The sequence below is a fragment of the Halalkalicoccus paucihalophilus genome (genome assembly GCF_001593955.1).
Classification (GTDB): domain Archaea; phylum Halobacteriota; class Halobacteria; order Halobacteriales; family Halalkalicoccaceae; genus Halalkalicoccus; species Halalkalicoccus paucihalophilus.
The window spans coordinates 406,250-429,101 of record NZ_LTAZ01000013.1; the positions used below are offsets into that span (position 1 = coordinate 406,250).

Annotated in this window: 19 protein-coding genes and 3 pseudogenes; 11 read left to right on the top strand and 11 right to left on the bottom strand. The window is 54.5% G+C overall.

The window, feature by feature from the left end:
* Positions 1 to 17: 17 nt before the first annotated feature.
* Together HAPAU_RS23100 and HAPAU_RS17110 are read right to left on the bottom strand one after the other, a co-directional pair.
* Positions 18 to 467: a hypothetical protein gene (locus HAPAU_RS23100; protein ID WP_084383852.1), complete on the bottom strand. Its 450-nt coding sequence runs from the start codon at positions 465 to 467 to the stop codon at positions 18 to 20.
* Complete coding sequence (locus HAPAU_RS17110; protein WP_066385156.1) at positions 468 to 995, bottom strand: winged helix-turn-helix domain-containing protein; 528 nt, start codon at positions 993 to 995, stop codon at positions 468 to 470. It abuts the gene before it with no gap.
* A gap of 372 nt (positions 996 to 1,367) precedes the next feature.
* Between HAPAU_RS17110 and HAPAU_RS21215 the strand changes: the two genes are divergently transcribed.
* Entirely contained in the window at positions 1,368 to 1,892 is a 525-nt protein-coding gene (locus tag HAPAU_RS21215) for a hypothetical protein (RefSeq protein ID WP_066385157.1), read from the top strand.
* A gap of 736 nt (positions 1,893 to 2,628) precedes the next feature.
* On the opposite strand, the gene HAPAU_RS17125 is transcribed toward HAPAU_RS21215, so the two are convergent.
* On the bottom strand, positions 2,629 to 2,946 hold the full coding sequence (locus HAPAU_RS17125) for a hypothetical protein (protein ID WP_157078531.1): 318 nt from the start codon (positions 2,944 to 2,946) through the stop codon (positions 2,629 to 2,631).
* Positions 2,947 to 3,198: 252 nt separating this feature from the next.
* Here HAPAU_RS17125 and HAPAU_RS17130 point away from each other — a divergent pair, with 252 nt between their 5' ends.
* From HAPAU_RS17130 to HAPAU_RS17135, 4 genes are all read left to right on the top strand, one after another.
* Positions 3,199 to 3,741: a DUF7342 family protein gene (locus tag HAPAU_RS17130; RefSeq protein WP_066385162.1), complete on the top strand. Its 543-nt coding sequence runs from the start codon at positions 3,199 to 3,201 to the stop codon at positions 3,739 to 3,741.
* A gap of 3 nt (positions 3,742 to 3,744) precedes the next feature.
* Complete coding sequence (locus HAPAU_RS20375; RefSeq protein WP_084383854.1) at positions 3,745 to 4,185, top strand: hypothetical protein; 441 nt, start codon at positions 3,745 to 3,747, stop codon at positions 4,183 to 4,185.
* Between the two features lie 602 nt (positions 4,186 to 4,787).
* Entirely contained in the window at positions 4,788 to 5,027 is a 240-nt protein-coding gene (locus HAPAU_RS20385; protein WP_066385870.1) for a DUF4177 domain-containing protein, read from the top strand.
* Complete coding sequence (locus HAPAU_RS17135; protein WP_066385164.1) at positions 5,024 to 6,067, top strand: hypothetical protein; 1,044 nt, start codon at positions 5,024 to 5,026, stop codon at positions 6,065 to 6,067. The genes HAPAU_RS20385 and HAPAU_RS17135 overlap by 4 nt, the downstream gene beginning before the upstream one ends.
* A gap of 641 nt (positions 6,068 to 6,708) precedes the next feature.
* Here HAPAU_RS17135 and HAPAU_RS21875 read toward each other — a convergent pair.
* The gene (locus tag HAPAU_RS21875) at positions 6,709 to 6,846 is read right to left on the bottom strand and encodes a hypothetical protein (RefSeq protein ID WP_169802682.1); all 138 of its coding nucleotides are present in this window, start codon (positions 6,844 to 6,846) and stop codon (positions 6,709 to 6,711) included.
* A gap of 53 nt (positions 6,847 to 6,899) precedes the next feature.
* Here HAPAU_RS21875 and HAPAU_RS17140 point away from each other — a divergent pair.
* Positions 6,900 to 8,173 (top strand): annotated as a pseudogene (locus tag HAPAU_RS17140) (RNA-guided endonuclease InsQ/TnpB family protein).
* Positions 8,174 to 8,222: 49 nt separating this feature from the next.
* On the opposite strand, the gene HAPAU_RS17145 reads toward HAPAU_RS17140, so the two are convergent.
* Both HAPAU_RS17145 and HAPAU_RS17150 read right to left on the bottom strand, forming a co-directional pair.
* Positions 8,223 to 9,548 (bottom strand): orc1/cdc6 family replication initiation protein, encoded by a 1,326-nt coding sequence (locus HAPAU_RS17145; protein ID WP_066385236.1) that lies wholly within the window; start codon positions 9,546 to 9,548, stop codon positions 8,223 to 8,225.
* A gap of 1,417 nt (positions 9,549 to 10,965) precedes the next feature.
* Positions 10,966 to 11,748 (bottom strand): hypothetical protein, encoded by a 783-nt coding sequence (locus tag HAPAU_RS17150; RefSeq protein ID WP_211263617.1) that lies wholly within the window; start codon positions 11,746 to 11,748, stop codon positions 10,966 to 10,968.
* A gap of 115 nt (positions 11,749 to 11,863) precedes the next feature.
* On the opposite strand from HAPAU_RS17150, the gene HAPAU_RS17155 reads away from it, so the two are divergent.
* Positions 11,864 to 12,340: a hypothetical protein gene (locus HAPAU_RS17155; RefSeq protein ID WP_066385166.1), complete on the top strand. Its 477-nt coding sequence runs from the start codon at positions 11,864 to 11,866 to the stop codon at positions 12,338 to 12,340.
* 94 nt (positions 12,341 to 12,434) lie between these two features.
* On the top strand, positions 12,435 to 12,596 hold the full coding sequence (locus HAPAU_RS21880) for a hypothetical protein (protein ID WP_169802671.1): 162 nt from the start codon (positions 12,435 to 12,437) through the stop codon (positions 12,594 to 12,596).
* Between the two features lie 373 nt (positions 12,597 to 12,969).
* Here HAPAU_RS21880 and hutH read toward each other — a convergent pair whose 3' ends face one another.
* From hutH to hutU, 3 genes are all read right to left on the bottom strand, one after another.
* Positions 12,970 to 14,550, bottom strand: coding sequence for a histidine ammonia-lyase (gene hutH, locus HAPAU_RS17160; protein WP_066385167.1), 1,581 nt, complete (start codon positions 14,548 to 14,550; stop codon positions 12,970 to 12,972).
* The gene (gene hutI / locus HAPAU_RS17165; RefSeq protein WP_066385171.1) at positions 14,547 to 15,779 is read right to left on the bottom strand and encodes an imidazolonepropionase; all 1,233 of its coding nucleotides are present in this window, start codon (positions 15,777 to 15,779) and stop codon (positions 14,547 to 14,549) included. The genes hutH and hutI overlap by 4 nt, the downstream gene beginning before the upstream one ends.
* 210 nt (positions 15,780 to 15,989) lie before the next feature.
* A complete protein-coding gene (hutU, locus tag HAPAU_RS17170) occupies positions 15,990 to 17,729 on the bottom strand; it encodes a urocanate hydratase (RefSeq protein WP_066385173.1) in 1,740 nt (579 codons plus the stop codon).
* Between the two features lie 88 nt (positions 17,730 to 17,817).
* On the opposite strand from hutU, the gene HAPAU_RS17175 reads away from it, so the two are divergent.
* Entirely contained in the window at positions 17,818 to 18,468 is a 651-nt protein-coding gene (locus HAPAU_RS17175; protein WP_066385175.1) for a helix-turn-helix domain-containing protein, read from the top strand.
* A gap of 482 nt (positions 18,469 to 18,950) precedes the next feature.
* Positions 18,951 to 20,335, top strand: a pseudogene (locus HAPAU_RS23105) (YjiH family protein).
* A gap of 151 nt (positions 20,336 to 20,486) precedes the next feature.
* Here HAPAU_RS23105 and HAPAU_RS17190 read toward each other — a convergent pair.
* Together HAPAU_RS17190 and HAPAU_RS22535 are read right to left on the bottom strand one after the other, a co-directional pair.
* On the bottom strand, positions 20,487 to 20,930 hold the full coding sequence (locus tag HAPAU_RS17190) for a RidA family protein (protein ID WP_066385178.1): 444 nt from the start codon (positions 20,928 to 20,930) through the stop codon (positions 20,487 to 20,489).
* 149 nt (positions 20,931 to 21,079) lie between these two features.
* A pseudogene (locus tag HAPAU_RS22535) lies at positions 21,080 to 21,268 on the bottom strand (Zn-dependent hydrolase); the annotation flags it as partial.
* Between the two features lie 202 nt (positions 21,269 to 21,470).
* Between HAPAU_RS22535 and HAPAU_RS17195 the strand changes: the two are divergent.
* Entirely contained in the window at positions 21,471 to 22,469 is a 999-nt protein-coding gene (locus HAPAU_RS17195; protein ID WP_066385179.1) for a DMT family transporter, read from the top strand.
* Positions 22,470 to 22,852 lie beyond the last annotated feature (383 nt).

Genomic DNA, 22,852 nt, shown 5'->3' on the forward strand with positions numbered 1-22,852 from the left:
TGGATTCCGTCTGCGTATTATTGGTTCGACCAGAGACTCTCTATGCGCTGTTCTATCGCACCAAGCACTGTCGAGTATACTTCAAGGGGATGGAGCGACCCAAAAGAAAGCTCAGTAATCTCGTCTGTAGTCGGTGGTTGATGGAAATGTAGTCGAGTAGTATGTGGATTGGGATGACGGTCCCAGCGACATTCCCACTGGGTTCCATCCGTATGGTCTTCGATGTAATGGATCGAAAAATCCCCCGTCGTGAACCACCGAATATCTAACCGGACAATCGGTATCGATTCCGAATAGCGCTCACTATCGAGAGAGACCTGAAGCTGCCGTGGTTCGTAGGGATCTGGCTCGAATTTCGTCCCGGTGACGAGTGCATCCGACGTGAGATGACGTTCCAAGAGTCGTAACGTCTGGCGGTCCGGTGGTCCTGTTGAGTCAGGCCATGAGTCTCCTGGTGGTGGAGCCATTCAGGCCGGAATCAGATGCCCGTCGTTCTGGGAGAGCTGTCGGGCGAGTTCGTATAATCGAATATCCCGAAGTACACCCTGCCAGTCGCTGATTGCAACCATCCGTTCGTGGATTGTCCCGTGGTCATCGTGATCGAACACGGAGATTGTCGTGGGATCTGTAGCCCCGAACTGTGTTTCGTAGTCCGCTCGTTGCGTTTCAAGGGTCTCCACGCGGTCGATGATCTCCTCGATAGAGAGCTCAGTCGCTATTCGGCTAGCGTCTTGCCATTCGAGATAGCCTTCGTTTCGTTCATACTGGGCCGGACGACTGTCTCGATCCGCTCGAACGATCCCCATCTCCGCTAACCGCTCAAGGTGCTTTTTAGCGGTGTTTGGCGAGCAGTCCGCAAGCTCTGCAATCTCTGTGTATGCAGTCGGTGCTGTAATTCCAAGGGCAACATCGTACACTCGACTAAATGTGTCTGTTCCCTCCTGCCACCGCCGTTGGGGAGTGCCAGAATCTGGAGCTGGACCGAACTCAGTCATACCCCACTGTAAGCGACTGCACTCAATATATCTTTGTATCTCGCAGATATATGTGGATCGCTCGTTGAGGGTAGGACTTTGATGTGGGCTCCCGACAATCAGTCCCGGCAATAGACCAGTGACTCTTGCATTACAGAAGGCATTGTCTGACTAATCTCACCGTAGTGTGATATGGTTCCGAAAGTAGAATCGACGAACCCGTTTCTATTCCCTTTACTACTACTATAACGGGAGGAGGCTGCTCGGAGTTGTGACTAGGAGAGGAGGGCGTACCCGGGGTAGTTGTCGTGAGCTCTGCGCCTTCCTCTTGGTCCGTTGTTAGGACATCACGCTCTCTGCAGGGGCTTGTTCGTTTGTCCGATCACAACGATCGTGATACCGGTCGGCCGCCTCTTCGTTAACCACGATGAGTTTCTTCCCGCGACGCTTGGTTTGCTCGACCTCATCCTTTCCCAGCTTCTCGAGGAAGAGGCTGAAGAAGAGGCCAACGAGCAGGATACTAGTCAAGAGACGGACAGTGCTGAAGAAGCCGAAGAACAGGATACGAGCCAAGAGACAGATAACTCAGAAACAAACCAAGAAGACGAACAACAGGAGGCAACCCAGGAGTCGGACCAAGCAGAGAGCACAGACGGATCGTTTAGTATCCGTGTGGATTACGACGGTGAGTGGTCTGGTGCGGTTGGCAGCGAGGGATCGTCGCGGTCCGTTGATGGCAGTGGCACTGAGGAACTTGAGATTGACGGAGACCCAATGGTCATATCAGCAAATGCTCAAAAGCAGGACGACTCAAGTAATGAACTCACAACTCAAATTCTCCAAGACGGTGAGGTCGTTGCCGAACAGTCAACAACAGCTGAATATGGTGTTGCATTAGTCAGCGAATCGTTCTACTAACGAAGACACCGTCTATCTGTATTTCTAATATCGCGTTACTCAGAGAGTCGATTCGACAGAAGGCTCAAAGCCAAAGAAAATCGCAGCTCTATCTGAGAAGGGTAGTATCCGTAATCAAGCCAGTAGCACTCACTACAGGGAAGTCTTTACCTTGTGCAACAATCGTCTATCAGACTACGGTTGCACAAGGCACAACTGAAGTAATATCGAAGGCCAGTGTCTGTTCACTGGAGGTGGACATCCGAACGTTCGGAGCAGGTTGAGTATTCAGAATTTGAAAAGAGAGGGAGAGCGGGAGAGCCACCGTTTTTCGCTCCTCTGACACTGCTGTTCTGCCTATGAGGTGTGGGAGAGAACCATCTCGTTCAAAGGCAGGACAGTATTTACTATGTGGCGGGTGTTGACAGAAATGATGGCTTCAAACCAGGATGGTAACTTACCGAAAATCATCGTGAACGAGCTGGAGCAGTGCAGCGATCAGCAGCTCGAGGCAATCATTCGGTCCGCACAGCAACGTCTCAAAGACCGGCACAGTCCCACCACGGAAATCGCACCACGCCACCACAATGAAACAATCATCTCCCAAGAAGAGCGAGACAACTATACACTCGTAATCGTAGAGCAAACCATGTCCGAAACACAGACTGCATACCACGTCACACATGCCTTTGACCCGGATAGTGGAGAACGAGCATACCACTGGCGCTACCTCGGCCCAGTCAACCAATAATCTTGATTAGAACAACTGCTCTTCAAGCCGATCGAGGAGCGTATCAAACCGATTTTCGAGATCTTTGAGTTGTTCATATTGCTGATCGACTTTTACCTTCGGACGCTCGTTGGTCGTTTGTAGGTCGTCGACTTCGTCCTTGAGTCGCTCGATACGCATCTCGTAGCTATTAGGTCGCTCTCGCTCCTCGGTGAGATATTTCTCGACGAACTCGCGGCCGGCATCAGTGAGACCGAACACTCGCTCAGGGATTCCGCCGGACTCATTGACACGGCCGACCTCTTCAATCAGGCCCCACTCCTCCAGTCGGCGAGCGATGACCATCGAGACACCAAGGAGTACATCCCTAGAGAATGGGACTCCCATCTGTATCCATCTCGCGTCTCAAGGACAGGATTATCTATGGAACGGTTATCTCACTGATTAACATATCTGAATATTGGTGTTTGAACGGAACCAAACAGCAGTTCAACTGCAGGCAGCAATTTCTCTATCTTTGATCCTCTTCCACTTGAGCTAGTTCGATATAGAATGAATAGCCTCAATCTATATTAAGTCTCAGACCGAACAAGAGGTATGACTGACCGCACGACCGACACTGACGGCGGGCTCTTAGAGCGCCACACGACCGGCGAAGACCGCGTCCGGATGGTTGCTCGGCAGCTATCAGAGCCCCAAACAGCAAACTGGATTGCAACGGAAGCTGAGTGGTCACACGAACCAACTAAGCGTGTCCTCCTACGCCTTGTCGACGACGGAGTCCTTCGACAGGATACGAGTGGCTCTCACACGACGTACTATCCAGACTACCGCCAGCAAGCGATGCAGGAAGCGATGCGCCTGCGGGATGGGAACCATACCGCAGAGGAACTCACCGAGCGTATTACCGATATGAAAGACCAAATTCGCGCATGGGAAATCGAATTCGATGCGCAGTCCCCGAACCAGCTGCGGGCAACCGTTGCTGACGACGGTCTGACCCCTGAAGAAGAAGCCCAGCGGCGTGAGATCGCCCGTAACTGGGAGCATCTCCAGCGCCGAATCCAGATCGTTGGGTTTGCCGTTCGCGAATGGGACTTCTTAACCCCTGAGACCGAGCGCGCAGAGGCCAGCAATTGACGGATGTCAGTTCTACATCCTGGGAGCGATCCGAATGCGCACTTGTACGAGCAACTCAAGCGTGACGTCCTCGAGCGCGTCCCTCACATCAAGACTGCCGAATACATCCCTGATGACATTGAAGCAAAACAACTCAAAGCGGTTTTCGACCCCACTCGTCTCGATCCAGTATCGGGTCCAGAGCCCCCAACGTTAGTTGTGAGTTGGTATCGGCAGAATCCAGACGACTGGTTTCGTGTGGACTACAGCGATCCAAACACAGGCTTCCATGCTGGGTGGCATCAAGACGAAGACCACCCCAATCTCGGGCGAACGCATTTTCAGTACACGACACCTGAGACGGAGGATCGATGGGGTATATCATTCAAACATGGAACTCCGTCATTGATCCTCTGGGAGATCATTGACGACCTTCTCGAAAATGCGCTTCCGACATATTGCTGATCAGCCCTGGTAAAATCCTCAGAGAATTCTCAGATCGACCTGTATTTTACCTGAGAAGCAGACCCGAGTTGCTATGCAATCCGAAACTGTTTCTCACGAGGCCAATGATTAGCTTCTATGTCACACCGTACCGCTCGAACACTTAGTGCACTCCTCTTAGTCGTAATCCTCACAGTCAGTGGCTGTCTGACGCTTAGTCCATCAGTCACAGCGGACACAGATGCATCGCCAGTGTTCGACACATTCTCGACCAATGAGCCCTGGGGTGGGCAACACGTCCGTACTGATGCGACTCTCGAATCAACCCCTGAAGCCAGCAACGTAACGACGATAACGGTTATTGATGAGTCTGGGCAGTCCTATAGCACAGTAAGCGTTGACTCGGGTCAGACCGCAGTTTCTGTCTGGGTACCTACGAACCAGAATTCGACGCTAGTTGCCAGCAACAGCGTCAACTCAACCACTATCGATACAATGAACGTCACCGCAACCGGCGAACAGACCCTCTAGGTCCAATTTCACGTGGTTATCAAACGGAGGAGAAAAGAATAGAGACGGGGAAGAGAAGGGGGTTTTTGACAGCGGTAGCAGTAAATCCGTGCATGAGTCGTCACCGGCACGATGAATCCGACACATTCTGGGAATACGAAACGCTCAGACCACCCCGAGGCGATACCAAGAAAGAAGCCGAGGACCCAAAAACCGAGATAAATAAACTCGCTGCTGATGGGTGGCGACTCGTCGAAACAATCGACTACACGAGTGGCGGGACCAAATATCTCGTCTTCGAACGTCCCGTTCGAAACAGCGATGACCGTTTGGAGGACGAGCAGTCAGCATGAGTTCTGAAATCGATGAGTCGAACGTCGACAAAGACGTCGACGTTAGGACGGCCAATACGATGCGCGAACGGGCTGGTGAAAGCCGCATCAAGCTCTGGATTATGCTCAGTGCAAACCGTCTCGTTGTTACCGGTGTCTTGACCCTCGCGATGTTTCTCGTATTCGTAGTTGCGGTTACAGTTCTTCCGCCCCCACTTATTCCTCAACTTAGCTCGGGAGACACGATTGAAACGCTGTTTTCGACCATGATTACCGTGGTTGTCACGGGCACGACGCTTGTTGTAACGATTGGTCAGCTGGTCATTTCCCAAGAGAATGGTCCACTTGGCGAACAACGCGGCCGAATGGAAGACTCAATGGACTTCCGTGACTACACCGAAGAGCTGATTGGAGCGCCAAGCCCCGCTGATCCCTCAGCATTTCTTCGCAATCTCATTGATGTCTCGCAGGATCGTGCTGAGGCGGTTCGAGATGGACTCAGAGATATTGAGAGTGATCAACTTCGGTGGGAGGTCGACCAGTTCACCGACAGTCTCATCGGTAATTCCGAGGTAGTGCGCGACGAGCTAGAAGGGGCCCAATTCGGAACATTCGACGTCATGCATGCGGCACTCGACTACAACTATGGGTGGAAGATCTTCCAAGTCGAGCGTCTCCTCCATGATCACCAGGAGGATCTCGGCCAACCAGAGAATGATCTCTTGAATGAATTGAAGGTGGCCCTTTCGATGTTTGGTCCGGCTCGCGAACATGTGAAAACGCTATATTTCGAGTGGGCACTGATAACGCTCTCACAGCTCATTTTGTATGCGGCGATTCCAGCACTTGCAGTTGCGGGTGTTATGGTTACTGTCGTCGATGCAACGACATTAACGGGGAGCACGCTTGGTGTCGAAAACATCACGTGGGTGGTTGGAGCTGCTTTTGCAATAACGCTCATTCCCTTTTTCTTGTTTACAGCCTACGTCTCCCGAGTCCTTACGATGGCTAAACGGACGCTCGCTATCGAACCACTGATCCTCCGGGAATCACAGCGATAAGCAAGTCAACAACTATTCCTCAATCGACTCACTAATTTACCCGAGCCGGATCTTCTCTATGACGTGTAGGGGTGCGACCTTGAGGAGGTACTTCCGACATACTACTAAGCAAACCCCGTACCGGTGTGTTTCTCTCTATAGTATATGTGGTGTCTCAACGTGGTTTGACATCCTCCCCGCCCTGAAGGGCGAGGCTTTGCGCCTTCTTTCACGTAAGGATAGACGGTGTCGGATTCCCTCCTCGCAAGAAGATGGCCAAGAAGAGACGCTAAGGATCGAAATCAAGCGTTACGGGCTTTGAAGTGCAAATTTCACCCACTGGTTGTTCCGAAATCCATTTCATAAGATATGGTAACATGAGAAGCGGGCGCCTGCTTATACCAGGTTTTCATTAGGCGACGGTCATCCAGACTTCTGGATTTGGAAAGGACACACCTCTATCGATTTGTTGTGATAGAGACCACCAAACCCTAAGGACGCACCCCTATCGACTTGTTATCGATGTCGAGAGAGGTAGACCGCTGCAGCACCCCACCCCTATCGATTTGTTCCGAGAACGAGCTATCTGGATCGAGGAGAAAGTCCCGTCGTTCACGGCGAACGTGATTCCGACACTGCCCTTCACAACCCACGCTCAACGCTTACTCCGGGGTATCCTCCCTGACTTTCTTCTCGCCTTCCAGGAGCAACCCCTTCCATGTCAAACCACGGTGCTTTTTCAGTTCCTTCAACCGCTCATATTGTGCCTCATCGTCAAACTCAATGCGAACTTCGATCATATAATAACACACAAATCCCACACTTATGTGTGTTTCAAGGCAACCAGTAGCCGATGAAGCGAACCAACACGTTCGAGGTGATTCCGAAATCCGACGAGGACGAGGAGTTGCTTCGACGCCTGTTGGACGCTTCTGCCGCTCTCTGGAACGAGATCAGTACGAGCGTCGCGAGCACTACGCTGACCCAGACAAAGACGTGTAGGATATCAGCGAGTACCGCGGGCGATACGGCGGCGTCCTCGGTGCGTCCACGGTTCAGTAGATTGAGTGTAAGAACCGCGAAGCGTGGAAGTCGTTTTTCGCACTCGAGAAGAAGGGCGAAGCCAATGGCAAGACCGGGTACTGGGGTAACGCCGAGGAAGGGCGTGAACTTTACACGTACATTCGCAACACGTCGTACTCTGTCGAATGGGGCAAATACTCTCGACTCGAAATCCTCGTCGGCAAAGACCTGAAAGACAAGTACGGGCTAGGACACCGTGAACGCATTCGGCTCGAAGTTCGAGGCGATCCCAACTGGAAGGAGTACGACAAACAGGGTCGGTTGGAGTTGTTCTACGACGAACACGCACAATCGTTCAGGGCTTTCCAGCCAGTCACTATCGACACTTCTCGACTGGCACAACCACTGGCCTCGGAAGAAGCCGCTCTGGACATCGGTGCGAACAACCTCGTCGCCTGCACAACCACAACTGGCCAGCAATACCTGTACGAAGGACGAAACCTGTTCGACAGGTTCCGTGAAACCACACGGGAAGTCGCCCGACCCCAATCGCTGTTGGAAGACGGTTGATACAGTAGTCACTGAATCCGACGCCTGTACGATCGGCGCACTAAGCGACGTGACCACCTCAAGAGGCGCTCATCCGTGACCTCATCGAACGCTTGTACTATGAAGGCGTCTCAACGGTATACGTTGGGGGCGTTAACGGACGTACTCGACACTCATTGGTCGGCAGAGACGAACGCGAAGACGCACAATTTCTGGGCGTTTCGAGCGTTCGTGAACTGGGTAATGTACACCGCCGAGGAGTACGGCATCTCGGTCGAGGTTCAGTCGGAGGCGTGGACGAGTCAGGAGTGTCCGAACTGCGGTTCGACAGAGGATACGACGCGCCACCATGACACGCTGACGTGTCCGTATAGGTTCGAGGGACACGCAGACCTCATGACCTCGGAGACGTTCCTGAGACGGCAGACGATGGTATCATGGTCGATGGCACGGCCTGTATGCCTCAAATGGGACGACCATCACTGGCCAGAGTCACCACGCTCAGTTCCCAACGAGGAGCATACGAACCCGCAAGTTGCCTCCGTGGGTCGGTAAACGAGACCCCTAGCGCGAGGAAACCTCGCCGTTCAACGCGAGGGGGATGTCATTGATTGATCTGAGCCCTCACGACTGTCCGTAATTCATCCACGTGGACGTCTTTCAGTCGTGAATCTTCTCGAAGCGTTTCGATAATCGTGTTCGGATTCTCCCCAAACGTGAACTCGAGGTAGCTTCCCGAGTGGGGGCCCTGACTCTTCCGCTCTGTCTCGACCAAGGAGTACGTGGTGAGCTCCTTCATCTTGTTCACGTACGTCTCCTGGTGATACTGATCTGCATCGAGTGTCCCCGTCAGATACTGATACACACGATAGCCGAGCGGGCTTTTCGCTGCACCAGTCCCGGTTTCCCGAGCAACGGCAGCAGTCGCAAAGAGACAGAGCTTCTTCTGGGTGCTAATCCCACGAGTCACTTCGAGTACGCGGTTCTTCTCGACTTTATCTTGGGCTTCTCGAATGTGCTCTTCGCGAACCTGGTCCGCATTGGCTTTCTCAGCGATTGACCCTGCTGTTCGCATAAGGTCGATCGCCTTCCGTGCGTCCCCGTTCGTTTGTGCAGCGAACGCTGCTGCTAGAGGTATCACATCATTACTGAGAGCCCCTTCGTGGAAGGCGTCCTTCCGAGCTCGAAGGATTGCCCGGAGCTGGTTGGCGTCGTAGTCGCTGAAGTGGACGTCCTCGGGTGTAAACGAGCTAAGTGCTCGACTGCCAACGTTTTCCATCATCTTCGTGTCGTTGGTGATGGCGGTCACCGAAACCTGGGCAGTGATCTCGTCCGTGCTCCCAGCACGAGATAGCTGGTACAAAAGACGCGAGAAGGCCGGCTCGTCCATATCTCGGCGACCGACGAGCATATCGAGTTCGTCAAGGATGAAGACGACTGTGTCGTAGTGCTCGTTGATCAGACGATAGAGTTCTCGCCATTTCTTCTTGTTCGGGATACCGTGTTCTGGGACCTCAACGGTCGCTCCGGCGTCGTTCGCGACTTTTCGGGCTAGCTCGTAAACGGCTGAGCCGAGAGTCCCGACGTTCTGGCAGTTCATCTGGATTACGCCGAATCTGATGTCACGACTTTCGCAGAGTTCGAGGATGTTCGAACAGACGGCGTTGATAATGAGCGATTTCCCAGTCCCTGACGGCCCGTAGAGGAAGAGGTTTGGAGGGCGTTCATTACTAATCGCGACTCGAAGATGCTGGGTAATGTCGGTGAGCTGGGAGTCGCGACCGACGATACGTTCCTCATCGACGATCTCGTTCGGTTCGAGAAGAGAACGGTTCTTGATGAGACTCGCGGCTTCTTCCTGCTCGAGGATGAGATCTTTAATAGAACCCGTGGACTCGGGTGTTTCCTTGGGACCAGGATCCGTGGGCATACCCCACCCCACTCTATCAGGATACTAAAAGTTTCCCCCTGTCGATTTCTTTTCTACCGCTATGAGGCTCATCAGTATAGAATCAAAGAGTTATAGCGTTCTGCTCGTAGACCTCCGACGATTTGTTAGAGAGGCTTTCTTTGGACGACATCGCGAGAAATGAATAACACCCTCTCACCCCTATCGATTTGTTCTACCCAGAAAGGAAGGGTAGAGGTCATTCGATGGCGATCACACTGTCGCCACCTCTAAGCCGAATTTTCGTTAGATAAGCTGTTGTCCTCTCTATCTATTCTTCTTTCTTCTAGTTCTAGTACTAGACTAGCTAGAGTAGACACACCCCTATCGATTTGTTCTAATCAATTGAAGTCGCTCGATTTGGCTTCGTTTCTTGACTTAAACAGATTCCTATAACGTGGATATGGTCAGCCTCTACACCCCCAGTATAAATCCTTAGACTTGCTTCTGAGTTCAATCAGTCTCCCCTATCGATTTGTTCTCATCGTCCTCGTCTCCCGAAAAAGTCGAAAACAGTCTTATAAAAGCGTAAAATATAGCGAGAACCCCTGATCACCGTATCTCTCATTACTTCCACTGGTGTTAAACCGCTCCGGTGGTGCTCTTTCCCGGGAAAACAAATCGATAGGGGTGAGAGGGTGGTTCCAAAGTCAGTACCGTAATATGCAGAATCCGTTCCACAGCGAGGCTTTCCGCGTTCATAATTCTATCCTGCAATTCAGGAATGTCTCTCCTCAATGATCGAACTGCCTATAGCTACGCCCCTGAACAAATCGATAGAGGTGACTCTGTGTACGCGCGTGGTCTCGGTGAACAAGTCGATAGAGGTGAGCCTCCGCATCCTGGCGATTGGAATGTAATCCATCGGATTCTACGTCACTACAGGGTCGATGCGTACAGTCAGCAAGTCACCGATTGCAAGACAATTTGAGTCTCTATCGAAATCTGACTCTCTGGAATACGCGGAAGACATCCATCCTACGGCAAGATATTGATACTGGAGTCGGCAGCAACAAGTCCACAAGGTTAACCAACAGACACGCCAGTATTCTGCACCTGTTGGTTAATCTTTACTCGCTCGGATCCTCCTGAAGGGGTCGAGGCAAGTGCTCCTACTTCAAGGAGCGAACGAAGGGGGAGGCCGGTCCCCACCTCCACAACCCACCGACGCCAGCCCGCTTCCCAACAAATAAGGGTGTCAATCTAGTTTAATCTTAGAGTTAAGGTTAATAGCGCCTTCTGTCCGGATAACGGATGGCGCCATTTCAATGAGGATTTGTTCAAATCTGTGGGAACTACGGCTTTTCTCTCGGACAAGACGCTTCTCGATTGGACACGCTGATGCCGAGCAACAGCGGAAAACCCACTCTTAAGAGTAGAATTAATATTAAAACTGGCTTTACCGTTGTTCCCACCCAGGTCTCGGTGAGCCTGGAAGATCATCTGTAGCGTCGAGTAACTCTTCCTCAGTCGTCCAGGAATAACATCGTCCGTGGAGTTCGAAGAGACGGAAGTCATTCAGATGCACCCAACTGTACGTCGGAACCTCGATATCGTGCTCTTCAAGCGTGGTCCTCACCGCATCGACCGATATGTCGATCCCAGCGTCGTCCGCTCGTTCGACGAGGGCCTCGAGTTCTGCAGTCTTCGTCTCATTATCGATACCGGTGGCAGCGCTGATCTGCGCAGCAGCAGCGATTACATCACGTTTGTCGGTGAGGTGGTCCTCGGTTTCCCACTGGTATGCGCGCGGTAAGGCGTACGCCTTTTCGAAGTACTCGGTTTCGCCCAGTTTGCCGAGTTCATTGATCTCACCGCCCGCATCTTGCTCGAACACAGCAGCCACGTAATCACAGAGTGTCGCCGTGATATGAAACTTCACGCGGAACTCCGGGAGTCGGGGGAGGTCGATGTCTGAGAGGTCTCCAATGAGGAAGGCATATGTTCCGTATCGGCGGTTCAGCCGATCACTGATTGCCCGTACGCGTCGGAGATACGGATCACGGTAGCTCCCGAGGACGAGATACGCGGTTTGATCCCGGTCGTAGATTGCTGGTGTCTCACTGTTTGCCCACGAGAGGATTTGCACAGCCTCCGTCGACCCGACGTCGAGCCCGCGTAAGGCCTGCTGCACAGCCTTCATCATCTCGCCCGAGTTTGGGGGCACGGATGGAGCACTCACAAGTGAGGACAGTACTGGCTGAGTCAAAGGCGTTTCTAACTGACTCAGTGTTTCGGCGATTCTATTGACTTATTCGACCCAAACCGTTATGCAGTCGAGCCCACTACTCTACAGTATGAGCGACACGGCCCCGGAAGGGTTCGAGGAACCCTTCGCAGAGCAGCAGCGGATGCGTGAGCTGCTCTCCCAGGAGACGCGCCACCTCATCTTGCAGTTGATCCTCGGTCACCCAGCACACCTCGCGTCGTTGGCCGAACTCGACTACATGATTCCGAAGAACGAGGCGGCCATCCTCGACCAGCTCGAGACATTCCAAGAGGCAGGAATCCTCAACGTCTACGTGCACGAACCCAACGTGTCGACGCGAGATCTCCCGTCAAAATTCTGGGGACCGACCGAGCGTGGGATTGAGATCCTCTACGAGCATAATTTCCTGCGGGGTGTCCCGGTTGCACGCGCGGTCTACGAGGAGACGAAAAAATCCGAGCGGGTGCAGCGCCATGAAGACGCACCGCGGCCGACGCTTCCAGAAGTCGTTAGAGAGGCACTCGAATTCGACGAACCGGATCTGGAAGAGGCTGAGGTTTCCTAGGCTTCGTCAGGAGGACCTCGAGGAGAGCGGTTTCTCCCCAAGAGCGTCGTGATGATCGGCGGCGGCTACGTCGCGCTGGAGTCTTGAATTCGAGGTGGTCGTTATAGTACTTCGTCGCCACCAGTTCCTAGAACGGCTCGCTGTCGGTGGTTTCGTCGATGTACTTGCGGATCGCCTCGACGAGGACATCCGTCCGGTTTTTGTCGAAGAGGTCCGCGATCGCGTCGAGACGTTCGACGAGATACTCCGGGACTAGAAATGGACCCGTCGAGGTTTGTCACTCGCGCTCATTCTCTGTGCAAGTTCTGCACACAAACGGATGACGGTTCCGGTGTATGCACATAGCTTGCACACGAACGTAGGAGCAACGTTTGACCGGGTTAGTGGACGGCTACTGCGACGTAGCGTCACGAGTGAGAAAACCATTCCAGCGGAGATACCGGGTTCTCGTATGCACGTCCGGACGTGCAACCGCTGCTTGTGCGTTCGACACCGCAAAGAGGACGTTCGAGAAAATCACTTGCATATCAAAGCCAGCAACTCGACGACCGGATGATCAGTGCCTTCAGAGAGGCTGATCAACAGGGTAGCCCCATCAACGAATTCGGATGCGGTTGGTACTCCTGCAACTAGATGACTGCTTCATCAACTACCCTCTCGACCTGGGCTTCGAGCCTTCCTGTAGCGACCAATTCTGACGCAATCTCGATTTCGGCGTGGAGTGCTCGATCTTCGTCGAGTGGTGGTATTACATCTCGAATCGTATCGTAGGCCACACCGGTGCCGCTACCGGGTGCGAGTCCATCGTCGACAAACTCCATTGCCTGTGCGCCACACAATAATTCGATACCAACCACTGTCAGCGCGTTCTTGACGGCAGTACAGGCGTTGAGCGCGCTCTGAGTGCTCATGCTCACGTGATCCTCCTGGCCACCGCTCACGGGCGTGTTATCGATTGATGGCGCACCGATCGATCGACTCTCGTTGATGAGTGCGGCAGCACTGTACTGGGCGATCATGTAGCCTGAACAGACGCCGCTGTCAGGAGTGAGAAACGGTGGGAGATGCTCCTCTTGGAGGTTCGGGTTGAGCAACCGATCAACGCGGCGCTCGGCGATGGCAGCGAGGTCGGTGAGTGCGTTCGTAGCATAATCCAGCCGGAGTGCGAGCGGCGCCCCGTGGAAGTTCCCCCCCGAGAGCACACCTACGTTCTCGGTGCCGCTCGCGCGGTCGTCGATGGACTCACCTGCGAAAATGAGTGGATTATCGGTTGCGCTATTCAGTTCAATCTCAACTGCCTCGCGGAGATGCGAAACTGCATCGCGTGCCGCTCCATGGACCTGCGGAAGACAGCGAATCGAATAGGCGTCCTGAACACGATCGCAGTTGCGGTGGGACTCGACAATTTCCGATTCGGCGGTGAAGTTTCGAACGTTGCGCGCACTCGTGGCCTGACCCGAATGCGGGCGCACGTCCTGAATCGCTGGGTCGCAGGCAGCGGTCGTCCCCATCACGACCTCAGTGGTGAGCGCGCCGGCGATGTCGGCGCCCCTGAGCGCACGTTCGGCATCGACGACACAGAGCGCCCCCAGCCCGACGGAGAGTTGCGTTCCGTTGATAAGCGCCAGTCCCTCCTTCGCGGCAAGCGAGAGTGGGTCAAGACCCGCCCGCGCGAGCGCTGTCTCACCGCTGAGTCGTTCGCCGTCCACCTCGGCTTTACCCTCACCCAGCAGCACGAGTGCCTGGTGGGCCAGGGGCGCGAGATCGCCGCTCGCACCGAGGCTACCGCGGGATTTAACGACCGGGTGGACCCCTTCATTAAGCATCGTCACGAGGTGGTCGATGACGACCTCACGGATGCCTGAATACCCCTTCACGAGTGCGTTGATCCGTGTGAGCATCATCGCGCGTACTTCTTCTCGTTTGAGTTCACGGCCCACACCCGAGGCGTGGCTCCGAACGAGGTTGGTCTGGAGCCGCTCACGATCACTTGCGGGAATACGTTCGGTCACGAGTTGGCCGAAACCAGTGTTCAGACCGTAGACTGCTTCGTCGCTGTCAAGGACCTCCTCAACGCGCTCTCTGGACACCCTAACGGCCTCACGTGCGGAATCAGCGATGGCTACTGGATAGCCGTCGCGAGCGACCACGGCCACGTCTTCGGGAGTGAGCGACGCGCCGTCGAGTACGATTGGTTCGCTCTCACTCATCGCTGGCCTCTATGGACGGGTTCGCCACCCTTGAGCACTGTCTCGACGGTGTTCACGCCAAAATTATAGGGGACGTGAACATGCGATGGCGCGTCGACGATCGCCATATCGGCGGGCATCCCCTCACGGAGCATACCCGCCTTGTCCGTACGATCGAGAGCGCGTGCGCCACTGTGCGTGCCAGCAATCAGCGCCTCGGCAGGCGTCATTCCCATCCCGACGCAGGCAAGCGCGATGGCAAAGCCCATGCTCTGTGAGTAACAGTTCGGATTGAAATCGGTAGCGACGGCGACCGATCCGCCATCGTCAAAGAATGCCCGCGCATCCGCATAGTCCGCCTCAAGTGAGAAGGCCGTCCCGGGGAGAAGCACCGGCGTGACGCCTGCCTCGGTGAGTGCGGCGCGGTCGTCTTCATTCGCGTGAAGGAGGTGATCGGCACTCGTCGCACCCACCTCGGCTGCGAGCTGTGCGCCACCGAGCCGGACGAACTCCTCGGCGTGGATTTTTGGAGTGAGCCCGTGTTCTAGTCCGGCTTCGAGCACCCGTCGTGACTGCTCGACCGAAAAGACGTCCTCCTCGCAGAAGACGTCACAGAACTCGGCGACGCCTTGATCGGCGACCGCGGGGAGCTGCTCGTCGATCACTCGGTCGGTGTACGTGTCGGCATCGGTTTCCTCGGGCACAGCGTGGGCACCCATAAACGTCGGCACCACGTCCATGGGATGAGATTCGTCAGCTCGGCGAATCACGTCGAGCATCCGCAGCTCTGTCTCAGTATCGAGACCGTACCCGGATTTGATCTCGACGGTCGTAGTGCCATGGGCGAACATCGTGTCGAGGTGAAAGAGTACGTTCACGAGGAGTTCGTCATCGCTCCTCTCTCGGACGGCGCGTACGGTTCGAAGAATGCCGCCCCCCTCAGCCAGGATGTCCTGATACTGTTCGCCACCGAGTTTCGCTGCAAACTCGTCCGAACGGTCGCCCGCGAACAGAGCGTGGGTATGAGAATCAACAAACCCGGGGATCACACTCTTTCCGTCTGCGTTGATCGCGTGCGTAGCGTTCTCGACCGGGTACTCGTCAGTGATCTCGTTAGTTGGGCCAACCGCGGTCACGCGGCCGTCTGTGACGGCGATGGCGGCGTTTTCGTATCGCTCAAGCGGTTCGTCCGTTCCTGGTCCGACGACGATTTCGCTTGCGTCGTGGACAATAGTTGTGAGTTCAGTCATGATGGTGCTCCGTTGTTGCTACTGGGTGAGTACTCGTCCGCATGTTGGCGGCGGTAGTTCGCCTTGCAGAGGCAAGTGGCAGCGCACACCTGACGGTCCTAAAGCTCGCCACGTGGTCATCAGTTGTGACCGTCCGATGTATCTGAACCTGTTCACGCGTCGAGATACTGTCGGGATCGGGAGTAGGTGCGCTTACACCCGCACGTATGCTCATTGCTGGTCCCGCATTGGCACGGGAACGTCAGACTGATCAGCTTCGTCGAGGGCGTCCTCGTAGCCTGCGTCGGCATGGCGGATCACGCCCATCCCCGGGTCCGTGGTGAATACTCGCGTTGCCTTCTCAGCGGCGAGTTCGCTCCCATCGAGAACGACGTGATTGTTCGCGTGGAGTGCGTTCCCGATGCCGACGCCGCCACCGTCGTGGACGCTGACAATGTCTGCGCCCGCCGCGCAGTTCAGTAGCGCGTTGAGAATCGGCCAGTCGGCAACCGCGTCGGTTCCGTCCCGCATTGCCTCGGTTTCGCGATTCGGGCTGGCAACACTTCCGGCGTCAAGGTGATCCCGAGTTACAACGATAGGCGCGGCGATCTCACCCAAGGCAACCAACTCGTTGATCCGAAGCGCGAATCGGGCCCGTTCCGTGAGTTTGTCGTCGCCTTCACCCTCCGCGTTACAGCCGAACCAGCACACCCGACTCGGCAGCCCCTGGAACTGAATCTGCTCCTGTGCAAGGTCGATCCAACGCCGGAGATGATCCTTCTCGGGAAATAGTTCGAGGACGGCCTCATCGGTCCGATGGATGTCGTCGGGATCGCCGGACAGCGCGACCCAACGGAACGGTCCCTTGCCGCGACAGAACTGGGGGCGAATGTACGCTGGGACGAATCCCTGGAACTCGAATGCGTCGGACCGCCCACGGTGTTCCTTGACCTGTCCACGGATATTATTCCCGTACTCGAATGCGATCGCACCGCGATCCTGTAACTCAAGGATCGCGTCGATATGTCGTTCCATCGTGTCGAGACTCTGCATCCAATATTGCTCCGGGTCCTCCGTGCGAAGTTCGTCGGCTTCGGCCACAGAGTAGCCAGACGGGTAATATCCCTCAAGCGCGTCGTGAGCGCTCGTCTGGTCAGTGATTATATCGGGAACGAACCCGTGGTCGAGCAACGCCTCAAGTAGATCCGCCGCGTTCATGTGAACGCCGACGCTGTAGGGTTCTCTCGCTTGTGCCGCCTCCGTAGCGCGTTCGATCGCGTCGTCGGTATCATCGGTTTTCTCCATGCAGTAGCCCGTCTCAATGCGTCGATCGATACGTGCTTCGGCGACCTCGGCGGCGATACAGACGCCCTCGTTCATTGTGACTGCGAGCGGCTGGGCGCCGCCCATCCCACCGAGTCCCGCCGTAACGACAACCTTACCAGAGAGATCGCCATCGAAGTGCTGGCGAGCCAGTTCCGCGAGTGTCTCGAACGTTCCCTGAATAATCCCCTGGGTGCCAATATATGCCCATGAGCCGGCGGTCATCTGGCCGTACATGATTTTGCCTTCGGCCTCAAGTTCGTGGAAGTGGTCCCAGTTGTCCCACTTGCCGACGAGGTTAGAGTTTGCGATCAACACGCGTGGCGCACGCTCGTGTGTGGTGAATCGACCGACTGGCTTTCCTGACTGGACCAATAACGTCTCGTTGCCCTCAAGCGCTCGCAGCTCCGATAGGATCGAGTCGTACGCGTCCCACGATCGAGCGGCACGACCCGTGCCGCCGTACACGACAAGGTTTTCCGGGTCTTCGGCGACCTCTGGATCGAGATTGTTGTTGAGCATCCGAAGTGCGGCCTCCTGTCGCCACCCTTCGCACTCGATATCGGTACCCGTCGGTGCTCCGCGATACTCGCGCCACTGTTCGCTCGGGTCGCCTCGTCCACGGGCAGGCTGTTGGTCACTTCCCATACGTGTGCCAACAACCCCCAGTACCAATATCGAAAGCGTTCCGTTCGGAAAATAATTTATAACCCAACGGACTGTGTAGTGATAACACGTGTATGAAGCTACCATCGCCATTTCGGACTCAAGCGCGTACACCAAACCGACCGATGGTACCGACTGTCGGATCGAACTCTGGTGTAACGAACATGCTGACCTTCTATACGTCACTGGATCGACGATTGAGCCGGTTATCTCACAGGTGGTGACGGATATTGGAATTGACGAACTGATTCGTGGGGACGGGGAAGCCGTCATTATCACGAGTTCGTGTCTGAAACGCCACGAAACGACGTACATCGAACGCTACCTTGAGTCGCACAACAGTCTACTTCTACCCCCGCTGCGGTACGAAAACGGGGCAAAACACTGCCGAATCCTCGCGATCGAGTCAGAAAGTCTGTCGAATCTCTACGCCGAGTTAGTTGACGATGGGTTCACCATCGATGTCCAAAGTAAACGTGAGATCGACGCGCCAACCCAGTCGTCGCCCCTATTAACCCTCGATCAGGTGCTCCCGGAACTTACAGCTCGCCAACGAGAGACGATTATGCTCGCTGTCGACAATGGCTACTACGAACTGCCTAGGGAAACAACGACCGAAGCGCTCGCCGACGAACTAGGAGTAAGCCGACGTACGGCAGAGGATCATCTTCGCCGAGCCGAGCGTAAGATCATCACGTCGCTCGTTTCGTATCTCTACTGACTGTCTGCGCCACCTCTCGATCCGGAACACTATGTTCATCTCGTCGGCAATTGAACAGTACAAACGAATCGTTGCCATCAGATTGCTCTGTACGGCTCGAAGGTTGCTTTTCGACGCGAAGTCCGAACTGTCCCTGCCTCCCGGGGTCACCGTTATAATTCCCGAGAGCGCTGTCGGTGTTCCGTGTGGCGACAAATCGCTCACCGATCGGATTCAACGAATGACTTCGATCATTCAAAATGAGGACTCCTCGACGCCGTCCCGGATCCAGGTACCAGCCTTACTGAGCCGATTCGCGCTCGGTTCGTGCGATGGGAACCGTGCTCACTCCATCGCTGGTATGTCTTTTGAACCACTCGCCATACGGCACCACACTAATATTGATAGATGATATCATGCACAGTCGTATGTTTGATGAATCAGCATGGTCGCGTGGGGATCAAGCAACGAAGTACGCCGAGTAAGAACAAAATCCAAAAACAATTGCTGAAGTAGATCTCGTTGAAATTCGTAGCGTCCCTGTTTCGAAGTTCGTCTTAGCATTCGTAATCGGGTTCGTCTTCTTTCTCGTCCCGGTTCCGTGGGACAGGCAGGTGACAGTCCCGTTTGACATCGTCGTCAGTTGGATCACCGATTCCTTTCCAACTATCGCAAGCGTGTATGCGTTAGTACTCATCGTCGTTGGGGGACTCCTTACTACGCTCGCGGAGTTCCGTAAACACGGTATCTTGTCGCTAAGCGACGATCTCGCCGACGGTTGGCGCTAGAATACTGGGAAACTTTACCATTTTGGCTGTTCCGGGTCGCCGGCGCCGTACTCGCACCGTTGCTCTTCCTCGAGATCGGGCCGGAGTGGATGATCGGCGGTTCGACCGGCGGGTTAGTCTGGGGCACGCTCATCCTGAGCGTCGCCGTCATTATCCCGATTGGCGCGATATTCATCAACCTCTTCGTAGAACTGGGTGGCCTCGATTTTGTGAGGCCGATGGCCCGCCCAATCATGCGACCGCTCTTCAATATCCCTGGCCGTGCTGCGCTCGACAGCGTGGCATCGTGGGTTGGCTCCTACAGCGTTGGCTTCTACGTCACACGCAGTGTCTTCGATCGCGGTGAGTAATCGAAGCGGGACGTATTCATAATCTGTACGTGTTTCGCAACGGTTTCGATTGGGTTCGTCGGCGTCGTCGCCGCGACTGTCGATCTGCTCGAGTTATTTCCAATCATCTTCCTTGCATACCTCGTCTGCATCGCAATCACGGCCGCTATTTTAGTCCGTATCCCACCGCTTAGCAATGTCCCCGACGAATACATCACCGAACCGAATCGCGAGACAGCATTCCGAGGATCGTCGAGAGACTACTTCCGATTCGGACTTTCGGAAGCCGTAAAAAAAGCCGAGGAGGGTGGGTCCATCGTCGGTGCATCGGTTCGGGGCTTCGTCGACGGACTCAAACTCGCAGTGCTGATCCTCGGTACGATCCTCTCGATCGGGCTCGCTGCGGTCGTCCTCGCCGAACACACGCCGGTATTCGATGTCATCTCTCAACCGCTTGTTCCGGTTATCGAACTGCTTGGCATCCCGGACGCGGAAATTGTCGCCCCGACGACGATCATCGGAATCACCGAAATGTTCATTCCCGCGCTGTTAGTCGCTGAAGCCGACGCGATGGCCCGGTTCTTCATCGCTGTGCTCTCAATTTTGCAACTCATCTTCTTCTCTGCGATCGGCCCGATGATGATGGACATGTTCAGCGACGTTCCAATTCGGTTCCGCGACCTCCTCCTGCTGTTCGTTTTGCGGACGATCATCCTCGTTCCGGTCATCGCTGCGATGACATACCTGTTCGCTGTGTTCGGCGTGCTTTAGGAGCCGTTGCGGTCGAGTGTTCTCACAATGCGGTCGAGTGTTCTCACAATCTCGAACACGGAACAAACAAAGTCGACTCGCCGAAACGGGGACCGAACGACGTACTTCGTTCGATCTCGCAGTAAAGTGGGTAATGTGGCCTGGTCCATCGTTAGATTTCTCGTATCACGTCGCCGTCCGACTCGAGTGAGGCAATATCTTCGTTGGTAAGGGGCACTTCAATTTCAATCTCTAAAAGGTAATCTTCGTGGGCAAGTTGATGCGCGCCGAGCACCGTGTGGCATGGATACGGCTCGTCGAACGTCTCGAGGTACACCTCCTTGTACCCGTTGTAGTAGCGCTCGTGCGGATCGATGATATGCGTAGTGATCTTCACGACGTCGTCGTACGATTTGCCAATCGTCTCGAGCAGAATTCCGATGTTTTCGTAGGCTTTGCGTGCCTGCGCCTCGATATCGTCACCGATGATATTCGAATCGCCATCCATAGCAACTTGGCCGGCCATGTAAAAGGTGCCGTCCGCGATGATAGCGTGATTGTATCCGATCTCTCGTGCGTCTTTGAGTTCTAGCGGATTGATCGCGAGTCGTTCCATAGGGGAAAAGACACTGTCAGTACCAAAAGTAACTCCGCTCCGGATGGTGCCCGGTTCTTTACCATCGCCCAGACGCTACGCTGGCGACGATTCGTTGGTCCGTCTGTTCGGAATCCAAAATCCCACGAGAGGTGAATATCAGTAGGGATTTATTCCGTGGAGGAGGTGGCGAGTCGAGCGGCTGTTTCCGCGAGGACGCGCGTCGCGGTCGCACAGTCATCCCAATCGGTCCACTCCCTCGGTGTGTGGGACACGCCGTCTGCAGACGGAGCGAACAAGAGCCCCGTATCGGTGACGCTGCTGACGTTTGCTGTATCGTGCCTCGCAGCGGAGTGAAGTCATTTTGCGGAAGTAATCCTGTATGAGAATTTTCCAGGTTAGTGTTTGGTGATAGGTGTTGATATTGGGACATGCGACCGAATCATCCCACAATAACTACATTGGAGTTACGACTGCTTGTAATAATCATATTTATAAACAGATTTTCAAAAAATGTTGACTCTCAGCACTGTTAAGTGTTCACTTAGCGTACGCGTAGTAATGAATGCAGAGAGCGGCCAAACCAAAGCGAAATCAGGCCGCCGAACGCTTCTACTATTCATAATCACTTCCTTGGCATTCGGCACTGCCTTCGTTGGTATCAAGGCCGGTTTGGATGATATTCCACCGATACTATTCGCTGGGTTTCGCTACGATATCGGTGCGGTCGTCCTTCTCACGTATGTTTACTGGCGCGGTGGCTACTGGCAGCCGCGCACCCGCGGCGACCTGATAGCGGTCGTTGTCGCCGGAATCTTTCTATCGGGACTGAGTGCAACCCTTCTCTTCTTAGGACAGCAATATCTCACTACGGGGACTGCCGCTGTTATATTCAGCCTTGTCCCTGTCTTAGCGCCATTATTCGCACTGGTGTTATTGCCCGAAGAACGCTTTGGTCTCGTCGAACTAGTTGGTATCCTACTCGGATTGGTGGGGGTGGTGATCATTGTCGGGTTGAACTCACTATCCAACTTCGGAAACTCGACAGTCCGTGGCGTCGCTCTCGTTGGAGGTGCTGCAGTCGCGATAGCGTTCGGAAGCGTTCTTCTAAGCCGAACTGACCGATCAATATCCGGATTGGGAATGACGGCGTGGGCACTTCTACTGGCTGCTGGATTAGTCCATAGTTTTAGCTTGTTAATGGGAGAGTCACCAGAAGATATTACGCCGACGATTGGGGCACTCATAGCAGTCCTTTGGGTTGGATTGCCTGCGACGGCGCTCGCCTTCCCGTCCTATTACGGCCTGATCGATCGTGCCGGGCCAGTCCGAGCGAACCTCATTAGCTATACGGTTCCACTTGTAGCAACAAGTGTGGGCGCTATTGCTCTCGGTGAAGTAATCTCCGTCCGAACTATCTTTGGTTTTGTAGTCATCGTCATCGGCTTTGCCTTAATCGAACGGCAAAATATCTGGTGCGAAATTCTGCGACTGCGGGGGTTACCCGCCCCGCCCGAGCAGGACGATGAACACATTTGTGAATGTGCTCCTCGTGGGTGACATACAGCTCTAGCCAAACACTTCCGTATGTTGAGAGGTGGTCTTCCGTATTACCAGTATTCACCTTCTTCTACCGGTTGGCTACTGCCTTTATAACCGGTCTCATCGACGGCGCATTTGGCAGTGCGTTTGACGACATCGCGGATACTGCGTTCGAAGAGGTCGATCACTGTATCGGTAGGCGCTATATCGTTGGCTGTCTGATGAAGGTCACTTTTGACGGTTGCCGGCAGGAAGGCACCACGAGGATTGCCGTCATTTCCAGATGTGTGCTTGCCTTTGGGGACGTAGAGACAATAGTGATTTTTAGAAAACAGTCATTATTTAACCCCTAATCGGTGGCTCTGACAGGTAATATAATCTAAGACGGGTTTCCCTTCTCA